General features: G+C 62.4%; 22 protein-coding genes. All 22 read left to right on the top strand.

What is annotated here, in order from left to right:
• Positions 1–485 precede the first annotated feature (485 nt).
• The 22 genes from K2O50_RS16580 (at position 486) to K2O50_RS16475 (ending at position 15232) form a co-directional block, all read left to right on the top strand.
• Positions 486–1229, top strand: a complete 744-nt coding sequence (locus K2O50_RS16580) for a helix-turn-helix domain-containing protein (protein WP_409077779.1) — start codon at positions 486–488, stop codon at positions 1227–1229.
• Entirely contained in the window at positions 1226–1909 is a 684-nt protein-coding gene (locus tag K2O50_RS16575) for a replication protein P (protein ID WP_220689907.1), read from the top strand. Before K2O50_RS16580 ends, K2O50_RS16575 begins: the two co-directional genes overlap by 4 nt.
• On the top strand, positions 1906–2118 hold the full coding sequence (locus K2O50_RS16570) for a hypothetical protein (protein WP_220689906.1): 213 nt from the start codon (positions 1906–1908) through the stop codon (positions 2116–2118). The genes K2O50_RS16575 and K2O50_RS16570 overlap by 4 nt, the downstream gene beginning before the upstream one ends.
• Positions 2100–2396 (top strand): DUF1364 domain-containing protein, encoded by a 297-nt coding sequence (locus K2O50_RS16565; RefSeq protein ID WP_220689905.1) that lies wholly within the window; start codon positions 2100–2102, stop codon positions 2394–2396. Before K2O50_RS16570 ends, K2O50_RS16565 begins: the two co-directional genes overlap by 19 nt.
• Positions 2393–3682, top strand: coding sequence for a site-specific integrase (locus K2O50_RS16560; RefSeq protein WP_220689904.1), 1290 nt, complete (start codon positions 2393–2395; stop codon positions 3680–3682). The genes K2O50_RS16565 and K2O50_RS16560 overlap by 4 nt, the downstream gene beginning before the upstream one ends.
• A complete protein-coding gene (locus K2O50_RS16555; protein ID WP_220689903.1) occupies positions 3679–3996 on the top strand; it encodes a hypothetical protein in 318 nt (105 codons plus the stop codon). Before K2O50_RS16560 ends, K2O50_RS16555 begins: the two co-directional genes overlap by 4 nt.
• A 3-nt stretch (positions 3997–3999) precedes the next feature.
• The gene (locus K2O50_RS16550) at positions 4000–4383 is read left to right on the top strand and encodes an antiterminator Q family protein (protein WP_220689902.1); all 384 of its coding nucleotides are present in this window, start codon (positions 4000–4002) and stop codon (positions 4381–4383) included.
• A gap of 159 nt (positions 4384–4542) precedes the next feature.
• Entirely contained in the window at positions 4543–5025 is a 483-nt protein-coding gene (locus K2O50_RS16545; RefSeq protein ID WP_220689901.1) for a hypothetical protein, read from the top strand.
• A gap of 205 nt (positions 5026–5230) precedes the next feature.
• A complete protein-coding gene (locus K2O50_RS16540) occupies positions 5231–5545 on the top strand; it encodes a phage holin, lambda family (RefSeq protein ID WP_220689900.1) in 315 nt (104 codons plus the stop codon).
• A gap of 2 nt (positions 5546–5547) precedes the next feature.
• Complete coding sequence (locus K2O50_RS26935; RefSeq protein ID WP_220689899.1) at positions 5548–5928, top strand: HNH endonuclease; 381 nt, start codon at positions 5548–5550, stop codon at positions 5926–5928.
• Positions 5828–6217, top strand: coding sequence for a hypothetical protein (locus K2O50_RS16530; protein ID WP_220690040.1), 390 nt, complete (start codon positions 5828–5830; stop codon positions 6215–6217). Before K2O50_RS26935 ends, K2O50_RS16530 begins: the two co-directional genes overlap by 101 nt.
• Before the next feature lie 116 nt (positions 6218–6333).
• Positions 6334–6810: a phage terminase small subunit P27 family gene (locus K2O50_RS16525; RefSeq protein ID WP_220689898.1), complete on the top strand. Its 477-nt coding sequence runs from the start codon at positions 6334–6336 to the stop codon at positions 6808–6810.
• Positions 6811–6818: 8 nt separating this feature from the next.
• The gene (locus tag K2O50_RS16520) at positions 6819–8555 is read left to right on the top strand and encodes a terminase large subunit (protein WP_220689897.1); all 1737 of its coding nucleotides are present in this window, start codon (positions 6819–6821) and stop codon (positions 8553–8555) included.
• 149 nt (positions 8556–8704) lie between these two features.
• Positions 8705–9931: a phage portal protein gene (locus K2O50_RS16515; protein WP_220689896.1), complete on the top strand. Its 1227-nt coding sequence runs from the start codon at positions 8705–8707 to the stop codon at positions 9929–9931.
• 3 nt (positions 9932–9934) lie between these two features.
• Entirely contained in the window at positions 9935–10552 is a 618-nt protein-coding gene (locus tag K2O50_RS16510; RefSeq protein WP_220689895.1) for an HK97 family phage prohead protease, read from the top strand.
• A 15-nt stretch (positions 10553–10567) separates the two neighbouring features.
• A complete protein-coding gene (locus tag K2O50_RS16505) occupies positions 10568–11791 on the top strand; it encodes a phage major capsid protein (RefSeq protein WP_220689894.1) in 1224 nt (407 codons plus the stop codon).
• Positions 11792–11805: 14 nt separating this feature from the next.
• On the top strand, positions 11806–12189 hold the full coding sequence (locus K2O50_RS16500; RefSeq protein ID WP_220689893.1) for a head-tail connector protein: 384 nt from the start codon (positions 11806–11808) through the stop codon (positions 12187–12189).
• Positions 12186–12557 carry a head-tail adaptor protein gene (locus K2O50_RS16495; protein WP_220689892.1) on the top strand — a complete coding sequence of 124 codons (372 nt, stop codon included), beginning with the start codon at positions 12186–12188 and terminating at the stop codon, positions 12555–12557. The genes K2O50_RS16500 and K2O50_RS16495 overlap by 4 nt, the downstream gene beginning before the upstream one ends.
• On the top strand, positions 12535–12969 hold the full coding sequence (locus K2O50_RS16490) for a hypothetical protein (protein WP_220689891.1): 435 nt from the start codon (positions 12535–12537) through the stop codon (positions 12967–12969). The genes K2O50_RS16495 and K2O50_RS16490 overlap by 23 nt, the downstream gene beginning before the upstream one ends.
• Before the next feature lie 9 nt (positions 12970–12978).
• A complete protein-coding gene (locus K2O50_RS16485) occupies positions 12979–13554 on the top strand; it encodes a hypothetical protein (protein WP_220689890.1) in 576 nt (191 codons plus the stop codon).
• The gene (locus K2O50_RS16480) at positions 13551–13733 is read left to right on the top strand and encodes a DUF2635 domain-containing protein (protein ID WP_220689889.1); all 183 of its coding nucleotides are present in this window, start codon (positions 13551–13553) and stop codon (positions 13731–13733) included. Before K2O50_RS16485 ends, K2O50_RS16480 begins: the two co-directional genes overlap by 4 nt.
• Complete coding sequence (locus K2O50_RS16475; RefSeq protein ID WP_220689888.1) at positions 13730–15232, top strand: phage tail sheath subtilisin-like domain-containing protein; 1503 nt, start codon at positions 13730–13732, stop codon at positions 15230–15232. The genes K2O50_RS16480 and K2O50_RS16475 overlap by 4 nt, the downstream gene beginning before the upstream one ends.

Genomic DNA, 15232 nt, shown 5'->3' with positions numbered 1-15232 from the left:
TTAATTATTACCTGTCGGTAATAATTTGGCGGACCATGATGGAGGCCCGGACATGCGGACCAGAAACAACGGGCTGCTGGAGTGGCTCAAAACGGCGACTGATGACCAGATCGCACAAACAGGAACGTCTCGGGCATACCTGAGGCTGGTTGCTTATGGACATAAGTCCGCTTCAGCAGAGATGTCTGCTAAGACCGAGCTAGCTAGTGCTGGAGCGGTGACTAGGCGGCAGCTCCGCCCCAGTGATTGGCATGTGATTTGGCCTGAGCTGATGGCCTGACAGGGGAATTTTGCATTGTCGGGTCATGAGTCACTAGATGACCAACACACCTGCTGATTCATCCAGTACTCGAATCGCAGGCATAAAAAAACCGGGTGGCAGCCCGGCTTTCTCTACTACTTCAAACGGGGCTAATTATGCATCTCTCCCATGATGCGCGCAATGCTGCGCCTGTCGCTCTATGTCTATCGCAATGGTGGCGAGCGTGAGCGTACAAGCTATGACCTGGGCACTCGCCATTCCCAAAGCTGCACTTGAGAATCCTGCAGCCCGTCATGTCTTGCTCTGCCTCGCCAACTATGCAGGCAGCGATGGAAGAGGGGCTTTCCCTTCTGCCGGGACTCTCTCTGACGACACCGGCCTTTCTGAGCGAACAGTGCGGTTGAAGCTAGATGAGCTCGCCCAGGCCGGTTGGATCGCTGAGGGCAACCAGGCAATTGCTGCCGCCCATATCGATCGCCGCGACCGTCGCCCCGTCGTTTACGACCTACTGATTAAGCGGGGTGCATCTGCTGCACCTCGTCCTGAACGGGGTGCAGGAAACCGCACGGGGTGCAGCTCGCAGCAGAACGGGGTGCAGCAAAACGCAGAACGGGGTGCAGCAGCTGCACCCAATCCGTCATTGAACCAATCTACTCTCTCTCAGCGCGAGCCATTCGCAATGTCCCTCGACTGGGAACCGAATCCGGCATTGCTGAAGGCCTACGCCCGTCGAGCAGGTCTGACCCTGGATCAGTTCAACGCGGTTGCCATATCCGGCTTCGTGCTCCACCACGATGCCAAGGGCCTGGCCCAAACCGAAAAGCAGTGGCTGGCCGCTCTGGTCAGCTGGGTGAAATCCGATCTCGCTCGCGCTGCGCGCTCTCCCGTTGCTCGCAGCAGCGGATCGCAGCGCTCCAGCTTCGATGACGATGACACGTCGTGGATCGGGGAAGGGGGCGGCCAATGAATCAGGTTGCAACCGTAGCCCATGGCCTGTGGGCAAAGGTCCAGACTGGCCAATACGTCCCCTCGGATTACTCGCTGCCTGCCGACGTGAAGGCCGAGCTCAATCGCAGAACTGCGTCGGTGATCAACGACCTGTTCCGTGATCTGCGCACGATCTGCAGCGCCTGGAAGCAGGCATGGCCGGATGAGGCGACGTACAAGGCGGCCAAGCAGCAGTGGCTAACCGCGTTTCTCGAGGCCGGCATCAACACCCCGGAGCAACTGCAGTTCGGTTTGATGCGCTGCCGGCAATCCGGCCGCGAGTTCATCCCGGCGCCCGGGAAGTTCATCGAGTGGTGCCAGCCTTCGCCGGAAATGCTGGGCCTTCCCCCGCTGGCTGCTGCCTTTCGTGAGGCTTGCCGTAACGCGCATCCCGCCATGGCAGGGAAGGGCAAGTGGACCCATGACGCTGTCTGGCACGCCGCTAAGGAAAGTGGTTTCGAGAACCTGAACAAGCTGGCTACCGACGTGAGCGCCAAGCTGTTCGAGCGCAACTACACGATTGCCGTTCGGCGCCTGGTTGCAGGTGAGCCGCTGCAGCGGATGCCGTTGGCACTTCCTGCAGAGGTGCCAGGCCAGCGCACGCCGAAAGTGGGGAATGAAGCTCTGGCGGCGATCCGGTCGAGGATGCTCGGCCGATGATCGAGCTTCCCGCACCTGACCTCACCGAATACCGATACGCGCTGTACTGCCGCTCCGACCTGTTCGGGCTCTCCTGTACCTCGCATCCACCCATTGCGCTCTATCGCGACAAAGCTTCGGCCGTCGCGCATGGCCAGCTCATGTGGCCGAGCGCTTACACCGTCATCGACCTTCATGGAGAAGACAGCCCATGCGGCAATCGAAACTGACCAAGGCCGCACGCGGCCGGGAGTGCCAAGTGCGCATTCCCGGGGTGTGCAATGGCAACCCAGAAACCACCGTGCTTGCGCATTACCGCATGGCGGGCACTTGCGGTGTCGGCATGAAACCACACGACATGCAGGGCGGTTGGGCGTGCAGCGCCTGCCATGACGCCTGTGACAGCCGTAGTCGAGTGGTCGACCGTGACATTGCGCGGCAGTACCACGCCGAGGGCGTCATGCGCACCCAGGCCGCGTTGCTCAACGAAGGGGTGCTGATTGCATGACGTCGGTTATCGCATTTTCCGACGCTGAGCTGCGCCGCCGGGGCGACGACCTGTCTGCCGTGCTGCTACGCGACCCACGCTATCCAGGCTTGCGCTTTCGTTTCACCGAGGCCCGCCCGCGTGGCACTTGGTACTTGGTGATGCGCAAACGCTGGCACCGGATCGGCGCGTATCCCGACCAGTCCGTCAAGGTGGTGCTGGCCGCGCTGCCGGAGATCCGCCAGCGGCTGGCCGCCGATAACGTCGCCACGGTGTCGGGCTGGGAGCAGGTGGGAGAGCTGCTGGCCTGGTTCGCTGATCGCTTGGAGCGCAATCGCAGCCTGTCGGCCAAGCGCAAGGCCACGGCCAAGTCGGCCATTGCTCGCCACCTGATCCCGCGCCTGGGCGGCATGGGCCTGGCTGATGTCAGCCGCAGCGCCCTGGACCGCGACCTGGTGTGGCCGCTGCAGGAGCAGCTGTCGCTCGAGTACGTGCGCCTGGTGTTCGGCCTGCTGGCCGACGCGTTCAAGAAGGCCCAGGACCTGGGGATGATCGCCACCAACCCCATGGCGGGGATGCGCTTCGGCGATTTCACCAAGGCGCGGATCAAGCCCAAGGCGGCCCGCCTGCGTGCGGAGCAGATCGAAGACCTGCTGAGCCTGCTGGTCGAGGTCAACGCCCAGGCACCCACCGACGCCATGTTGGCCCTGCTGATGCTGTGTCACGGCAACCGTGTCGGCGAGACCCGCATGGCGCAGTGGCCGCACATCAGCTTGGCCACCCGCCGCTGGTACCTGCCGGCCGAGCACACCAAGACCCGGGTAGAGCACTCGCTGCCGCTGACCGATCAGGTGTGCGCGCTGCTGAATGCGTACCGCGAGTGGCAGCAGGCCCAGGGCTATACCGGGCGCTTCCTGTTCCCGGGGCGGTCAGGGCGCTGCCTGAGCGAGAAGCAGGCCGCCGAGGTTTTCACCCGCCTGGGGCAAGGCGAGTGGACCAGTCACGACCTGCGCAAGCTGGCCAGGGGCTGCTGGGCGGACCTGGGCATCGACTTCCTAATCGGTGAGCTGCTGATCAACCACACCATGGGCCACAACGTTCAGGTGTACATCCAGACCACCGCCGAGGAGCGCAAGCGCGACGCCCTGGAACAGTGGCATGCGTTTCTCGACAGCAAGGGTTTCGAGCGCATCCACGGGAAGAAGGAGGGTAGAAACGCAGATTCGGGTAATGGCCCACAAGCCGCGCAGCGCGAGGGCTGCAACGGGATTCAGGAAACAACCATAGGCGAGGATTCGAAAGCATGAAAAAGAGCCACGGACCGGCCCTCAAGAAGCCGGTAATCGAACTGGCTCAATGCCCGGAGTGCTTCGGGAAAGCGCTTATCAAGGGCTTGTTTTATGAGCTGTCGTGCGAACGCTGCAATGCCTCGGGCTGGGTAGCAGCAGTAACTGGGGAGGCCTTGGCCCAGGAGGATCTGGTGACTCAGCTCAGCATGATGCTCCAGGCCGCGACACGGCAGATCGAGCAATTGAAGACCCTCCGGGCGACCGGCCCGGAGGCGCTGTATCAGGAAGGCAACCGGCTGGGCGCCGGCGGCACCAACTACACCGGGGACTGAATGATGAACACAAGAAAGCCGCTGCACCGCCCATTAGGCGATACCGAATACATGTTGGAACAGTGGGGATGGTGGCGGATGGATGGAATGGGAGTTCCGGGCTATACGTCGCCTGCTTTCGCGCTGATGCGCGATCATCTCCCATCGGCCTCTAAGCCGTATGCACTTATCGATGAGATTGCCATGGCTGTAGATGGAGCCGTGGCAAGGCTCTGCCGGCGTGACCAGATGATGGGCGACATGGTTTGGTTGTATTACGGGGCGAAATGGCCTGCGGTGCGGGTAGGGCGCCACTACGGTGTCAGTGAAATGAAGGCGCGAGAGCTGATCAAGGCAGGTGCGGCCTGGGTGGACTGCGTGCTTGAGGACTTGAGGGGTGCTGCTTGAAAAAAGGGGTTGTCCATATGGAATAGCTCTGTTTTCATAGCAGCGTGTCCAGCTTGCAAGCAACGCGACACCGAAACCCTGGCCATTGCGTCAGGGTTTTTTGTTGGTATCGTCAGCATGGAGCATGGCGCTTTGCCATAGCCCAGCATGGAGCGTGTGATGACGATTTATCAAGAGCTGCAAGATGAGTTCCGCAAGTGGGATGAAGCGATAGACGAGCAGAGCGAACAACTGGTTTTTGCGGCAAATCTCATGGCTAGCCGGCTGCCTAAATTCTTAGGGGTTGCCGACCCGGCTGCAGTTCGCATTGGAGTCGGATGCGGCGATGCGTTTGAGGCCAGAAATTTGGACATCGAAGACTGTGAGCCGGATGGAATCGGCCAGTTGAACTTCACCCTTCGGCTCAGGATCCTTCCTACGGGAGATCCGAGTTACGAATGGAATTATGATGTTCAGATGCGGATCTCAATTGACGCGGACAATTTCGTTTTCAGCACCATTTCTTTGCTTGGAAACTCCAAGTCTTCCGAGTCTTTTGGTCGCGACGCTGTTCAAAACGGGGCCTTCGCACCTATCTATGAGGCGATTGTTAAAACTGTCAAAGATGACTTTGATTCTAAAAAAGTCAAACGAATCAGCTGAGTGAGAGCTCTCAGAGCCCCGCCTGGGTGCGGGGTTTCTCGCCTCTGGATATCACCGTCCAGCGTTGATGGTCGGCGTGCTCTGAAGGCAAGTCACAACAGCGAACCAGCAGGGTTGCCAGCTTTATCCATTCCAAAGGCTCGCCATTTCGGTGAGCCTTTTTTCATTTGTGCTCCCAGTGATGGGAGTAGTCGAGACGGCCCGTATGCCTGAGAAAGATCCCGGCCTTTGGGCCGCAGCGCTCGCTTGGCTGATAGCGCACCAACCCCAGCTTTCCACTGGCGGCATTGCCGCCGCAGTGGCGATGTTTCGAGTCATTTATGGAGGCGGCCGAGGTCGCAAGGTCCTACTTGAAGGGGCCATTTGCGGGCTGATTGCAGTGAGCCTGCTCCCTGTACTGGAGTACTTCGCGCTCCCTGCCAATCTATCCGTCTTCGCAGGCTGCATGGTTGGTTTCATGGGAGTGGACAAGCTTCGTGAGTATTCCGACCGTTTCATGGGCAAAAGGGTGGAGAGCTGAACATGCCGCCCAAGGCCAAGCGTCCCTGTCGAGTGCCAATGTGCCCTGGCAAAACCAGTGATAGCCATGGCTACTGTAGTGCGCATGCCTCGCTCGCAATTGGTTGGAACAACCCTCGCCGTGGCACTGCTGAGCAGCGGGGTTATGACTGGACATGGCGCAAGCTTGCCAAGGCAGTACTCAAGCGTGATCGCTATCTGTGCCGGTGCCAAGACTGTAATGGTCGACGACTGCCGGCAACAGAGGTTGACCATCGCATACCGAAGTTTGAAGGGGGAACAAATGACCCATCCAACCTGTTTGCCATCAATGAAAACTGCCACAAGTTCAAAACGGCGGCAGAGTCGGCACGGTCGCGGTCAGGCCGTCCGCCTGGCGCGTGAGGCTATGCGTTTGCGCGAAAAAGCGATCAAGCGCAATCGAAGTGCCGAGCTGATCCGCCATGGTGATTGGCATCTGGATCGAGCGCTGTACTCTTGGAAAAACGTTCATAAGCTTGGACTTCCAGAGCTGATTTCGCGTGTTCAGCATGAGTTAGTGGCAGCAATTGACGCATACATGCATGCCGCGGACGGAGTTCCAGAGCGTCCGTTCATACATCTGGCTGCCTTAATCGATGGCGAAAATCTGCGGACAAAATTAGCGAAAAGTGCTCGAAATTCGGCCAAGTAAGGGGGGCGGGGCAAAATCTCTACAGCTTTCGTCTCTCTCCACCGATCGCCCAGCCTTTTTCACACACCCGCGAAATTAAAAAAAATCGCATTCCAGAAAATCGGGAGGCCTGAACGATGGGGCGACCCGCGAAACCTACCGCCCTCAAGCTGCTGCAGGGCAACCCCGGCAAGCGAAAACTCAAGAAGGACGGCCCCGCGCCGGCGCTGCTGGCGGAAACCCCAGACGCCCCGGAGTGGCTGGGGGAATGGGCCATTGAAATGTGGGACACCATTGCGCCCTGGTTGACCCAGACCGGGATCATGACCCGCACCGACACGCACAACCTGGCGGTCTTCTGCGCCGCCTATGAGCGGTGGCGGTTGGCCGAGGAAGAAGTGGCCAGCAATGGCATCACCGTCGTGGACGCCAAGGGCGTGCTCAAGAAAAACCCCGCCTGCACCGTGATCAACGAGGCGCTGCGTCAGCTGGCCAGCTTCGGGGCAGCCCTCGGGCTGGACCCGGCCAGCCGTGCGCGCCTGATGGGCAGCGGCGGGCCGGAGAAACCAGAAAACCCGTTCATTGTGCTCAAAGGAGGGCGGGCCTCGAAGTGAGTTAGGACATGGCCAGCTACCCGAACGTAAACGCGGCGAACAAGTACGCCCGCGACGTGGTGGCCGGCAAGATCTCGGCATGCAAGTACGTGCGTCGGGCCTGTCAGCTGCACCTGGATGACCTGGCCAAGTCGAAGAAGCGCAATTTTCGCTGGACCTTCGACCGCGACACCGCCGAGCAGGTGGCGGTGTTCATCCAGCTGCTGCCGCACGCCAAGGGCAAATGGGCGGCGCTGCGCGAGCTGATCAAGCTTGAGCCGTGGCAGCTGTTCATCTTCTGCAGCATCTTCGGTTGGGTCGATAAGAAGACCCGCCGCCGACGGTACCGCGAGGTTTACATCGAGGTGCCGCGCAAGAACGGCAAGAGTGTGCTAGCCGCCGGCGTCGGCCTGTACATGCTGGTGATGGATGATGAATTCGGCGCCGAGGTGTATTGCGGTGCGACCACCGAGCGGCAGGCCTGGGAGGTGTTCAAGCCGGCGCGGCAGATGGTGCGACGCACCCCCGAGCTGGTCGAGGCCTTCGGCATCCAGGTCGCGGCGAAAAACCTGTCGGTGATCGGCGACGAAAGCAAGTTCGAACCCCTGATCGGCGACCCCGGCGACGGCCAGTCACCGAGCTGCGCCATCGTGGACGAGTTCCACGAACACACCTCGGCCGCGCTCTACGAAACCATGCTGACCGGCATGGGCGCCCGTGATCAGCCGATGATGTTCGCGATCACCACGGCGGGCTACAACATCGCCGGGCCGTGCTACCTACAGCGCGCCCAGGTGATCGACAAGCTGGAAGGGACGGTGCCGAACGATGAGTTGTTCGGGATCATCTACACGATTGACGAAGACGACGACTGGAAAGACCCGACGGTCCTGCGCAAGGCCAACCCCAACTACGGCGTCTCGGTCGGGGCTGAGTACCTGCTGAAACGCCAGGCCGACGCGACGCGTTACCCGTCACGGCAAAACGCGTTCAAGACCAAGCACCTCAACATCTGGGTAAGCGCCAAGGAAGCCTGGCTGAACATGGCCGACTGGGAGGCGTGCGGCGACCCCACGCTGACCCTGGATCAGTTCTTGGGGCAACGCTGCTGGATCGGCATTGACCTGGCCAGCAAATCGGATATCTGCGCGGTGTCGCTGGTGTTCCTGGACAAGGTGGAGCTGGTCCCGGGGAGCGGCAAGTGGGTCAACCGCTGGACCATCTTCTGCAAGTCGTTCTTGCCCGAAGGCGCGATAGAGCGGGGCGGGCCGAACAAGGCCGCTTACGAGGCCTGGGCCAACGCCGGGTTGCTGGAGGTCTGCGACGGCGAGGAAATGGACTTCGACCTGGTGCGCGACATGGTGGGCGAATTCGCCGGCATGTTTGACGTGCAGGAGGTGGCCTACGACAAATGGCGCGCCACCCAGCTGGCCCACCAGCTGCAAAAGGACGGCGCCGAGGTAGTCGAAATGGGCGGCGGCGTGGCCAGCATGAACCTGCCCATGCGCGAGCTGGAAGCAGCGCTGCTGTCTGGCCGTGTGCGCCACTGCAGTGACCCGGTATTGGCCTGGCAGGCCGGCAACGTCGTGGTGCGTCCGTTCAAGGGCTGCATCACGCCGATGAAGGCCGACGAAGGCAAGACCGACATGCGCAAAATCGACGGCATTGTCGCCGCGCTGATGGCGATGAACCGCGCCATGGTCAGCGAATTTGAGCCGGAAGGGCTGTTGGCCAGCCTGACCGAAGACGACCTATTAGCTATGTGAGCCCCTACGATGAAATGGCTTCCTGAATCTATCGGGACGGCAGGCTTTTGCCTGTTTGTCGCGGGCCTCTACGTCCAGTTCGGGGCGGGTGTGGCCCTGATGGTCGGTGGCGGCCTGTTGTTGGCCGGCGCCGCCAAGGCGGTGTGGCGATGATCTTGGGCGCGATGTTCGAGCAGCGCAGCAGTCTGGAAGTACCCAGCACGCCGATGAACAGCAAGGAGCTGACCGAATACCTGTTCGAAGGGCAAGGCATCAGCGTCAGCCCGGCTTCGGCCATGCGTCTGACGGCGGTGTATGCATGCATCTACGTGCTGTCCAGCTCCATGGCCCAGTTGCCGCTGAGCGTGTTGCGCAAGGTCAACGGGCGGATCGAGGTGGCCACCGACCACCCGGCCCATTACCTGCTGCACGATGAGCCGAACACCTGGCAGACCTCTTACCGTTGGCGGGAAACCAAGCAGGCCCATGTGCTCGGCTGGGGCAACGGCTACACCCGAGCAGTGCGCAGTCGTCGCGGTGAATTGCTGTCGCTGGAAATGCACGAGCCGCAACACACCGAGCTGGTGAAGAACGGCAATCGCTGGGTGTACTCGACCCAGGATGAAGACGGCGCGCCGCTGGCGGTGTCGCCCGAGGACATGATCCACCTGCGTGCCATCGGCTCGCACCGGCGCATGGGCATCAGCCCCATCCGGCAGAACGCCGACACCATCGGCCTGGGTATGGCCACGGTGCGCTACGGCAAGGAGTTTTTCGAGGGTGGCGGCCGGCCTACGGGCCTTGTCACCGTCAAGGACGGGAAGCTGGATAACACCAGCTGGGAGCGCCTGAAAACGGTCTGGCGCGCCGCCGTGGAACGGCTCAAGCGTTCGGACAACAAGACGCTGCTGTTGCCCGCCGACCTCGATTACAAGGCGCTGACCATCGCGCCCGAGGATGCGCAGTTTCTCGAGACTCGCAAGCTGACCCGCAGCGAGATTGCCAGCATCTTCAACGTGCCGGCGCACATGATCAACGACCTGGAAAAGGCCACGTTTTCCAACATCAGCGAACAGGCCATCCAGTTCGTGCGCCACACGGTCATGCCGTGGGTGAAGAACTGGGAGGAAGAAGTTAACCGCCGCGTCTTCACCCGCGCCGAGCGCATGGCCGGCTACTACGTCAAGTTCAACCTGGCCGGCCTGTTGCGCGGCACCCCGAAAGAGCGCGCCGAGTTCTACCGCATCGCCATTCAAGACGGTTGGATGAGCCGCAACGAAGTGCGCGTGCTGGAAGACCTCAACCAGCTGGAAGGCCTCGACTCGATGCTGCTCAACGTCAACACGCAGCTGCTCGGCGCCGACGGCAAGCCGTTACCCGTAACGAAGCAGGAATAACCCATGAGTGAATTCGAACAACGCATGCTGCAGGCGCAGCACTGCGAGCTTCGTGCTGTCCAGCCGGATGACCAGGGCAGCGCGCCGAAGATCGCCGGCTATGCCGCTGTCTTCAACCAGCGTAGCGACCTGTTGGGCGGCACCTTTGTGGAGATCATCGCCCCGGGCGCGTTTGACGACGTGCTGAACCAGGACACTCGGGCGCTGTTCAACCATGACCCGACCTATCTGCTGGGCCGCACGGCCAGCGGCACGTTGCGCCTGACCGTGGATGAGCGCGGCCTGGCGTACGAAATCGACACGCCCAACACGCAGACCATCCGCGACCTGGTGGTCGAGCCGTTGCGCCGTGGCGACATGAGCGGCAGCAGCTTCGCCATGCGCGTGGCCAGGGGTGGCGACACCTGGCACGAAGAGAAAGACGGCCTGATCGTGCGCACGATCTTCAAGATCGCCGAGCTACGCGACGTAGGGCCGGTGGCGTTCCCGGCTTACCCCGACTCCAGCGCTGCCCAGCGCTCCCTGACTGCCTGGAAGCAGGCGCAAACCGAAGGCGACGAAGCCCGCGCAAATTTCGAGCGCGATGCCCGCGAGCGCCTGCTTGACCTCAACGAACTGTGATCCCAAGGGGGAGCTATGACCCTGCAACAACTGAAAGAAGCCTATAACAAGCTGTCGGCCGAAATGCGCTCGCTGCACGAAACCACCCCGGACGATGGTTGGACCGGTGAAGTCCGTAGCAAGTGGGAAGGCATGAAAGCCGACCTCAAGGGGCTGCGCGAGAAGATCGAGCGTGAAGAAGAACTGCGCGCCCAGGATCAGAGCTTTGTCGAGAACCTCGACCGCGACCGTCCGAACAACGCGCCGCAGAACGAGGCCGACACCGAGCAGCGCAGCGCCTGGGATAACTGGGTGCGTCGCGGCCTGGAGTACCTGACCCCTGAGCAGCGCTCCGTGGTTCTGGAAATGCGGGCTCAAGGCACCAACCCGAACGAGGCGGGCGGCTTCACCGTGCCGACCACCCTGCAGGCCAAGGTGATCGAATCGCTGGTGACCTACGGCGGTATCGCTTCGGTGTGCCAGTTGTTGCAGACCGACAATGGCGCGCCGATTGCCTGGGCCACCAGCAACGGCGGCGAGGAAGAAGGCGAACTGATCGGCGAGAACAAGGCCGCTGGCGAAAAGGACGTCGAGTTCGGTATGGGCACCCTCGGGTCGCACACCATCAGCTCGCGAATTATCCGCGTTTCTGAACAGCTGCTGCAGGACTCGGGCATTGACATGGAAGGCTACCTGGCCGGCCGCATCGGCAAGCGCGTGTCGCGTACCCGTAACCGCCTGATCGTCCAAGGCACCGGCGCCGGTGAAACCGCCGATACGCCGGCGCAGCCGAAGGGCTTGGAATACTCGACCCCTCAAGGTGCCATGACGGCCAAGGCCACCGCCTTCACCTGGCAGGAGGTCAACAGCCTGATTCACTCCATTGACCCGGCGTATCGTGCGGCGGCCAAGTTCCGCTTGGCGTTCAACGACAAGACGCTGCAGGCGATGGAAGAAATGGTGGACGCCAACAATCGCCCGCTGTGGCTGCCCGGCATCGACAGCGACCGTCCGGCCACCATCCTCAAGCATCAGTACGTGATCGATCAGGCCATCGCCGATATCGGCGCCGGCAAGAAATTCATGTATGCCGGTGACTTCAACGAACTGGTGCTGCGCGCGGTCCGTAGCCTGACCCTCAAGCGCCTGGTGGAGCGTTACGCCGAGTACGGCCAGGTCGGCTTCCTGGCGTTCGTGCGCTTCGGCCTGGTGCTGCAGGACACGGCCGCCATCAAGCACCTGGTGGGCAAGACCGCCTGACGGGAGGGTTGCCCATGCTGACGCTTGAGCAGATCAAGAGCCATTGCAAGCTGGAGCTGGATGAAACCGAGGAAGACACGCTGCTGCAGGCCTACGCCCGCGCAGCGCGTCGCCAGGTCGAGAAGGACAGTGGCCGGCGGTTGTACTGGGTCACGCTGCCGGCCGACGCGCCGGCAGACGCGACCGGCGATGAAGTCTACCTGCGTGGGCTGCTGCCGATCGATGCGCCAGAAAACGCGTTACCTGTAACGGACGACGTGGAGCTGGCCATGCTGCTGTTGGTCGCCCACTGGCACCGCAACCGCGAGCCGGTCACCGAGTCGACCAGCAACGGCACCAAGACGCTGCCGCTGGCCTATGACGCCCTGGTGCAGCCTTACCGCTGGTTCACTCTGTGAGGGAGCCGGAAGCGGGCGAACTGCGCACCCGGGCGGTGGTGCGCATCCGCAACGACACGCCCAGCGGTTCCGGCCTGGACTCGCATTTCGAGGTAGTGGCCAAGCGGTGGTGCAAGATCGAGCCGTTAGGCACGGCCACCTACACCGGGTCGGTGCAGACCGGTACGACCATCACGCATCGAATCTACTGCCGGTTCGTGCGTGACCTGGACACGCGGCATGAACTGGTCGCCGGCGGCCGGGTGTTCCGCGTCAAGCGGGCTACCGGTATGCGCGGGCGGCAGGTGTGGTTGGTGATCGAAGTCGAGGAGTTGCAGGCGGCGAATGCGCCGGCGGGAGGTGGCCGTGGCCAACTCCGTTTCGATTGACGGCTATCTGCATGTCGAGGGCTTCGACAAGTTCGACCAAGAGGCCTTCAACAAGCGAAAGATCCGCGCCGGCATGCGCAAGGTTGGCCAACTGATTACCGGCCGGGCGCAGATGAATCTGGCGCTCGGCGGTGGCCAGGACGGCTACCCAGTCAACCGCAGCGGGGCCACTACCGACTCCATCGGCTACAAGGTGTCGCGCTCGGGATTTCTGGTGCGTGTCGCACCCAGCAAGACCACGAGCATGAAGGAGTATTACCCGGCTTACCTGCACTACGGCGTGCGCCGCAAGAGTGGGGGCGGGTGGCGGATCAGGCCCCGCGACAACTACATGACCGACGCTCTGGTCGACAGCCGAGACGAGGTGCGGCGCATCCTGCAGCAGGCCTTTGCCGCCGCGCTGCTCAACTGAGTACCTGACATGAAAATCACGCCTGTGATCGAGCAGCTGCGCTCCTATGCGCCTGGCTTCGAAGGGCGCGTGGCCGGCGGTCTGGATTGGGACCCGACCGCCGACAGCGCCAAGATGCCCCCGCCGGCGGCCTATGTGATCGCCGTTGGCGACTCGGCCGAAGAGCCGCAAGCGCAGAACGTTTATACCCAGGCCGTGCGCGACGTCATCGACGTGTGTGTCGTGCTGCCTACCGACGATGAGCGCGGGCAGTCGGTGGTCGACGTGCTGCACGACGTGCGCGCCCAGGTGTGGCGCGCCTTGGTGGGCTTCGAGCCCGACGACGAATCGGGGCCTTTGCTGTACGACGGCGGCCAGCTACTGCTGCTCGACCGCGACCGCATGGTCTACCGCTACCGCTTCTATGCCGATTTCCAGCTCGGCCGCTGGGATCAGACCGGCGAAGGCAAGCCGCAGACCTGGCAGGAATGGCAGCTGGCCGGCCTGCCGGCATTGGAGGGTTTCAACCTACATGTCGACAGCCACCCACCCATCGGCCCTGATGGCCGAATCGATTTCGAGATTCACGAGGACTTCCCCCAATGAAACAGATCAAGGTCAAGCCGGCCCCGGGCCGTGCGTGCCCTATGCCGGAAAAGGGTGGCGTGTTGCTGCCTGAAGCGGGGGATTCGGTCCCGCATAACGCGTACTGGCAACGTCGCCTCGATGCAGGCGATGCAGTGCCGGTCGAAACCAAGAAGGCCGCGAAGGAGCCCCAGGCATGAGTGTCCCGTTCAGCTTCATCCCCAGCGACCTGAAGGTGCCGCTGTTCTATGCCGAGGTCGACAACAGCATGGCCAATAGCGGGGCTGCCGGCGCCCTGCGGCGGCTGATCGTCGGCCAGGTCAACGACGATGCCGACAGCAGCGAGATCGGCGGCCTGGTGCTGGTGTCCCGGCAGGCCGAGGCCGTCGAAATTGGCGGACCTGGCTCGATGCTGGCGACGATGTTCGCGGCCCACCGCGCTCTCGACGTGGCCGGGGAGGTCTGGTGCCTGCCGGTGAAGGTCAGCGAAGGCGCCACCGCCAAGGCTACCGTTACGGTAACGGGCACGGCGTCTGCCGCCGGCCTGGTCAATCTGTACATCGGCGGCACCCGGGTGCGCACCACGGCTACTGCGACCATGAGCGCGGCAGCGGTGGCCACGGCAGTTGCTGCCAGCGTGAATGCCATGCTCGACCTGCCGGTGACCGCGACGGCTGCCGGTGGGGTGGTCACCCTGGAAGCAAAGTTCAAGGGCGAGCTGGGCAATGATGTGCGCGTCGAGCTGAACCGCCTGGGGCGGGCGAATGGCGAGGAAACCCCGCAGGGGCTGACCTTGGCCGTCGCCGTGATGACTGGCGGCGTGGGCAGCCCTGATATGGCGCCGTTGCTGGCAGCCTTGGGTGACGAGCCGTTCGAGTTCTGCGCGCAACCCTGGACTGACGCCGACACCCTGGACGCCTGGAAAGACGCCATGGACGAAAACAGCGGTCGCTGGTCCTGGTCGAAACAGCTGTGGGGGCATGTCTACAGCGCCAAGCGCGGCACCCTCGGTCAGTTGGTCGCGCTGGGCAGCCAGCGTAATGACCCGCACATGACCGTCATCGGCTTCGAAACCGGTGTACCGCAGCCGGTGTGGGTGGTTGCGGCGCAGGTCGCGGCGCGCACTGCGGTATTCATCAGCGCCGACCCAGCTCGGCCAACCCAGACCGGTACGCTGCCGGGGCTGGATCCAGCCAAGTCCAGCGAGCGCTTCATGCTGACCGAGCGCCAATCTCTGCTGAGCAACGGCATCGGCACGGCGTACTACGAAGGCGGCTACATGCGCCTGCAGCGCGCCGTGACCACCTACCAGAAGAACGCCTACGGACAGGTCGATGATTCGTATCTGGACAGCGAACCGCTGCACCAGACGGCCTACGTGCTGCGTTACCTGGCCAGCATCATCACCAGCAAGTACGGCCGCCACAAGCTGGCCAACGACGGCACGGTCTTCGGGCCTGGCCAGGCCATCGTCACGCCATTGGTGATCCGTGGCGAGCTGATTGCCGGTTATCGCTACCTCGAAAGCCTGGGCATCGTGGAGAACACCGAGGCGTTCAAGGCCAACCTGATCGTTGAGCGGGACGCCACCAATCCCAACCGCCTGAACGTGCTGTATCCGCCGGATCTGGTCAACCAGCTGCGCGTGTTCGCGCTGCTGTACCAGTTCCGCCTGCAATACCCCGCCGACGCGGCCTGA

This window comes from Pseudomonas sp. 2hn, assembly GCF_019646095.1.
Taxonomy (GTDB): Bacteria; Pseudomonadota; Gammaproteobacteria; order Pseudomonadales; family Pseudomonadaceae; genus Aquipseudomonas; species Aquipseudomonas peradeniyensis.
Note: the sequence above shows the minus strand (reverse complement) of the source record. Positions and strands in the feature narration are given on the sequence as shown.

Coding starts and splice junctions, on each gene's coding strand:
- K2O50_RS16575 (WP_220689907.1), top strand. CDS start 1,226: ATGAATCAGGTTGCAACCGTAGCCCATGGCCTGTGGGCAAAGGTCCAG.
- K2O50_RS16570 (WP_220689906.1), top strand. CDS start 1,906: ATGATCGAGCTTCCCGCACCTGACCTCACCGAATACCGATACGCGCTG.
- K2O50_RS16565 (WP_220689905.1), top strand. CDS start 2,100: ATGCGGCAATCGAAACTGACCAAGGCCGCACGCGGCCGGGAGTGCCAA.
- K2O50_RS16560 (WP_220689904.1), top strand. CDS start 2,393: ATGACGTCGGTTATCGCATTTTCCGACGCTGAGCTGCGCCGCCGGGGC.
- K2O50_RS16555 (WP_220689903.1), top strand. CDS start 3,679: ATGAAAAAGAGCCACGGACCGGCCCTCAAGAAGCCGGTAATCGAACTG.
- K2O50_RS16550 (WP_220689902.1), top strand. CDS start 4,000: ATGAACACAAGAAAGCCGCTGCACCGCCCATTAGGCGATACCGAATAC.
- K2O50_RS16545 (WP_220689901.1), top strand. CDS start 4,543: ATGACGATTTATCAAGAGCTGCAAGATGAGTTCCGCAAGTGGGATGAA.
- K2O50_RS16540 (WP_220689900.1), top strand. CDS start 5,231: ATGCCTGAGAAAGATCCCGGCCTTTGGGCCGCAGCGCTCGCTTGGCTG.
- K2O50_RS26935 (WP_220689899.1), top strand. CDS start 5,548: ATGCCGCCCAAGGCCAAGCGTCCCTGTCGAGTGCCAATGTGCCCTGGC.
- K2O50_RS16530 (WP_220690040.1), top strand. CDS start 5,828: ATGACCCATCCAACCTGTTTGCCATCAATGAAAACTGCCACAAGTTCA.
- K2O50_RS16525 (WP_220689898.1), top strand. CDS start 6,334: ATGGGGCGACCCGCGAAACCTACCGCCCTCAAGCTGCTGCAGGGCAAC.
- K2O50_RS16520 (WP_220689897.1), top strand. CDS start 6,819: ATGGCCAGCTACCCGAACGTAAACGCGGCGAACAAGTACGCCCGCGAC.
- K2O50_RS16515 (WP_220689896.1), top strand. CDS start 8,705: ATGATCTTGGGCGCGATGTTCGAGCAGCGCAGCAGTCTGGAAGTACCC.
- K2O50_RS16510 (WP_220689895.1), top strand. CDS start 9,935: ATGAGTGAATTCGAACAACGCATGCTGCAGGCGCAGCACTGCGAGCTT.
- K2O50_RS16505 (WP_220689894.1), top strand. CDS start 10,568: ATGACCCTGCAACAACTGAAAGAAGCCTATAACAAGCTGTCGGCCGAA.
- K2O50_RS16500 (WP_220689893.1), top strand. CDS start 11,806: ATGCTGACGCTTGAGCAGATCAAGAGCCATTGCAAGCTGGAGCTGGAT.
- K2O50_RS16485 (WP_220689890.1), top strand. CDS start 12,979: ATGAAAATCACGCCTGTGATCGAGCAGCTGCGCTCCTATGCGCCTGGC.
- K2O50_RS16480 (WP_220689889.1), top strand. CDS start 13,551: ATGAAACAGATCAAGGTCAAGCCGGCCCCGGGCCGTGCGTGCCCTATG.
- K2O50_RS16475 (WP_220689888.1), top strand. CDS start 13,730: ATGAGTGTCCCGTTCAGCTTCATCCCCAGCGACCTGAAGGTGCCGCTG.